Origin of the sequence: Curtobacterium flaccumfaciens UCD-AKU (assembly GCF_000349565.1) — a bacterium.
Classification (GTDB): Bacteria; Actinomycetota; Actinomycetes; order Actinomycetales; family Microbacteriaceae; genus Curtobacterium; species Curtobacterium poinsettiae.
In genome coordinates, this window is sequence record NZ_KB714625.1 from 4573 (window position 1) to 4942 (window position 370).

The 370-nt window shown below is 73.2% G+C and carries 1 protein-coding gene; it reads left to right on the forward strand.

Annotated features, from left to right (window positions below; genetic code table 11):
• A partial coding sequence (locus H489_RS29930) for an SMP-30/gluconolactonase/LRE family protein (protein WP_017887477.1) occupies positions 1–370 on the forward strand: 370 nt, incomplete at both ends.

Here is a 370-nt window from a genome sequence, read left to right on the forward strand (position 1 = left end):
GCCGAGGGCCTGGTGTTCCCGAACAGCGCCAACGTCCTGCCCGGCACCCGGACCCTGGTGGTCAGCGAGACGTGGGGCGGCCGGCTCACCGCGTTCGACATCGAGGACGACGGTTCGTTGACCGGGCGTCGCGAGTGGGCAGCCCTGCCCGGCGGCGTGACCCCGGACGGCAGCACCGTGGACCGTGACGGTGCCGTCTGGGTCTGCTCGGTCGACACGGGGGAGTTCCTGCGGGTCGTCGAGGGCGGCGAGGTGACCGACCGCGTCGACGCGCCCGGGGAGTGCGCGATCGACTGTGCGCTCGGTGGCGAGGACGGTCGCACCCTCTACCTGGCGACAGCCGACAGCTACGACCCGGCCGTGACGGCGA